1 protein-coding gene is annotated in these 3,693 nt (G+C 68.8%); it reads right to left on the bottom strand.

The window, feature by feature from the left end:
• A partial coding sequence (locus tag AN218_RS01485) for a type I polyketide synthase (RefSeq protein WP_107421323.1) occupies nucleotides 1–3,693 on the bottom strand: 3,693 nt, incomplete at both ends.

The raw sequence follows: 3,693 nt of genomic DNA, 5'->3' as shown, positions 1-3,693 counted from the left end.
CGGCACCGGCCATCCGCCGACAGACCACGCTGACGGGAGAAACCAACGAATGCCGCGGGCGTCGACATCACCGTCACACCACCGGCCAGTGCAAGAGAGCACTCGCCCTGCCGCAGCGCCTGGGCTGCCAGGTGCATGGCGACGNCCACCGGCCAGTGCAAGAGAGCACTCGCCCTGCCGCAGCGCCTGGGCTGCCAGGTGCATGGCGACGAGCGACGACGAGCACGCCGTGTCCACCGTCACCGCCGGCCCCTCGAAACCGAACGTGTACGACACACGCCCGGAGACGACGCTCGGAGAGCTGCCGAAGCCCTGGTGCCCCTCGCTTTCTGCGTCGAGGAGTTGGGCGTAGTCGTTGTACATCACGCCCGCGAACACACCGGTCCGGCTCCCACGCAGAGCGCCCGGATCGACACCGGTCCGCTCCAGCGCCTCCCACGACGCCTCCAGCAACAACCGCTGCTGGGAGTCCGTGGCGAGGGCCTCACGCGGCGACATCCCGAAGAACTGCGGGTCGAACTCCGCAGCGTCGTGAAGAAAGCCGCCACTACGGGTGTAGGAAGTACCCGGGTGATCCGGATCCGGGTCGAAGAGGGAGTCCAGATCCCACCCACGATCGGTCGGGAAATCGGAGATCGCATCCGTCCCCTCCGACACCAGCCGCCACAGATCCTCCGGCGAGGAGACCCCGCCCGGATACCGGCACGACATCCCCACGATCACCACCGGGTCGTCCGCCGTTGTGACGAGCGTGGGGACCTCGGAGGCGGCAGGCCCGTCCGAGCGGAAGAGTTCGTCGACCAGGTGCTCGGCGAGATTCGTCGCGGTGGGGTAGTCGAAGACGAGCGTCGCGGGCAGCCGCAGACCGGTCGCGGCGGTCAGCCGGTTGCGGAGTTCGACGGCTGTCAACGAGTCGAAACCCAGGTCCTGGAACGCCCGCGTGGCATCGACCTCCGCACCACTGCCGAAGCCCAGCACCCCCGCGACCTCACCACGCACCATTCCCAGCAGGGCCTCATGCTGCTCGTCCACGTCCAAGCCACTCAACCGCCGCACCAGCGAAGCCACCGTCTCCGCTCCGGCCACGGAGCGGCGTGTACGGGTACGGATCAACCCCCGCAGCAGCGGCGGCACTTCACCCCGGGACTTCAGCACCGGCAGATCCAGACGCACCGGCACCAGCGCAGCCGCGTCGGCCGTCAGCGCCGCGTCGAACAGCTCCAGACCCTGATCGGAACGCAGCGGCGGCATGCCAGCGCGGGCCAGACGCTCGGCGTCGGCCTCGTCAAGCATGCCCTCCTGTGCCCAGGCGCCCCATGCCAACGAGGCGGCAGGGAGGCCGAGTTCGCGGCGGTGCAGTGCGAGCGCGTCCAGGAACGCGTTTGCCGCCGCGTAGTTGCCCTGGCCCGCATTACCGAACACACCGGCCGCCGACGAGAACACCACAAACGCCGACAGACCACGGTCACGGGTCAATTCGTGCAGGTTCCACGCCGCGTCCACCTTCGGACGCAACACGGCATCGACACGCTCCGGCGTCAGCGACTCCACGACACCGTCATCGAGCACGCCCGCAGCGTGCACGACAGCACCCACCTGATGCCCGGCAAGCAGAGAAGTCAGCGCCTCCCGGTCGGCCACGTCACATGCGGCGACCTCGGCCTGTGCGCCCAACTCGGTGAGCTCGGCGGCCAGTTCGTCCGCACCATCGGCATCAGGGCCACGGCGGGATACGAGCAGCAGATCCCGCACACCATGCACAGACACCAGATGCCGCGCCACCAGCGCACCCAGACCACCCGTACCACCAGTGACCAACACCGAGCCCTCAACCCCGCCCCAGACGACCTGCCGGTCATCCGGCGAGACACGAGCCAAACGCGCCGCAAGTGCTCGGCCTTCGCGGACCGCGATCTGCGGCTCGTCCGCTCCGAGTGCCTGTGGCAGTACGTCCGACGACGCCTCCGTACCGTCCACGTCCAGCAGACCGAAGCGGCCCGGGTGTTCCGACTGCGCCGAACGCACAAGACCCCACACCGCAGCAGCCGCCGGGTCCTCACCCGTCACGGCACCACGCGTCACAAACACCAGACGCGAACCCGCGAACCGCTCCTCAGACAACCACTGCTGCACCAACTCCAGAACACGAACGCTCAACGCATGCGCAGCCTCCGCCACACCACCGTCGGCCCGACCCGAAACCGGAACCAGCACCACACCCGACACCGACGACACATCGACCGATTCCAGGTCCGGCGTCACGTCTGTCTCGAAGCCCGCGTAGCGGAGGGCTTCGCCCACCCCAACGGAATCCTCGCCGACAACGACGAACGTGCTGTCCGCGGCGACGGCCTGGGCGGACACGGGCGTCCAATCGACGGCGAGAAGCCCGTCGCGGGCCGTTCCGGCGCCACCCAACTGGTCGCTCTTTACGGAGCGTGTGATCAGTCCACCGATCCATGCGACCGGACGGCCCGAGGGGTCTGCGACCTCTACCGAGGTCGCTCCGCCGTCACCGCGTACGAGACGTACTCGAATCCTCGAAGCACCGGTCGCGTGCAGCGATACGTCCTCCCAGGAGAACGGGAGTCCGCCTCCTGCTGCGGCTCCCTCCGCCGCGCCGACGGCGTGCAGGGCGGCGTCGAGGAGTGCGGGGTGCAGGCCGAAGTCCCGCACAGAGGTGTCCTCCGGCAGGGTCACCTCGGCGAACAGCGCGCCGTCCTCACCCCGCCAGGCAGCCGTCAATCCCTGGAAGACCGGACCATAGTCGAAGCCGGCGTCCGCGAACCGCTCGTAGCAGTCCCGAACCTCCACCGGCACAGCACCCGACGGCGGCCACACCGACGCGTCGAACCCCGCAACCGGCCCCTCACCCTCAGCCAGCACACCACTCGCGTGCTCGACCCACGGAGCATCCCCGTCGGTCTCCGGCCGTGCATAGACAGCCAGTTGGCGACGCCCCGCATCATCCGCAGCTCCCACCGAAACCTGAAGCTGCACCGCGCCCTGCTCAGGAATGACCAGCGGCGCGGCCAGCGTCAACTCCTCGACACGACCGCAGCCCACCTCATCCCCGGCCCGCACCGCCAACTCCACAAACCCCGTACCAGGGAACAGCACACGCCCATACACCGCATGATCCGCAAGCCACGGATGCGAAGACAACGACAACCGACTGGTGAACAGAGTCCCTTCGGAGCCGGCCAGTTCGAGGGCGGCACCGAGCAGCGGGTGCTCCACCGATCCCAGACCGGCGGCGCGTACGTCCCCGGGACGTGTGGTGGCGGTGGGCCAGAAGCGCTGGTGCTGGAACGCGTACGTCGGCAGGTCCACACGGCGGGCGCCTGTACCGTCGAAGAGTCGCTGCCAGTCCACCTCATGACCGGCGACATGCAGTTGGGCCGCCGCGGTCAGCGCCGCGGCTTCTTCGCCGCGGTCCTTGCGCAGGAGAGGCACCGCGGTGGCGTCGGGGGTGATCGCAGCGGCCATCGCCGAGAGCACGCCGTCCGGACCCAACTCCACAAACGCCGACACGTCCTGGCCGGTGAGCCATTCGACGCTGTCGCCGAAACGCACCGTCTCCCGGACGTGCTCCACCCAGTACTCGGGCGTCGAAATGTCGCCCCACGCCGCCACCGGAATAGTGGGAGCCTCAAAAGTCAGGTTCTCGATGGCGGTGCGGAAGTCCTCCAG

Origin of the sequence: Streptomyces nanshensis (assembly GCF_001751255.1) — a bacterium.
Classification (GTDB): Bacteria; Actinomycetota; Actinomycetes; order Streptomycetales; family Streptomycetaceae; genus Streptomyces; species Streptomyces nanshensis_A.
The sequence above is the reverse complement of the archived record's forward strand: the minus strand, read 5'-3'. Positions and strand labels throughout refer to the sequence as shown.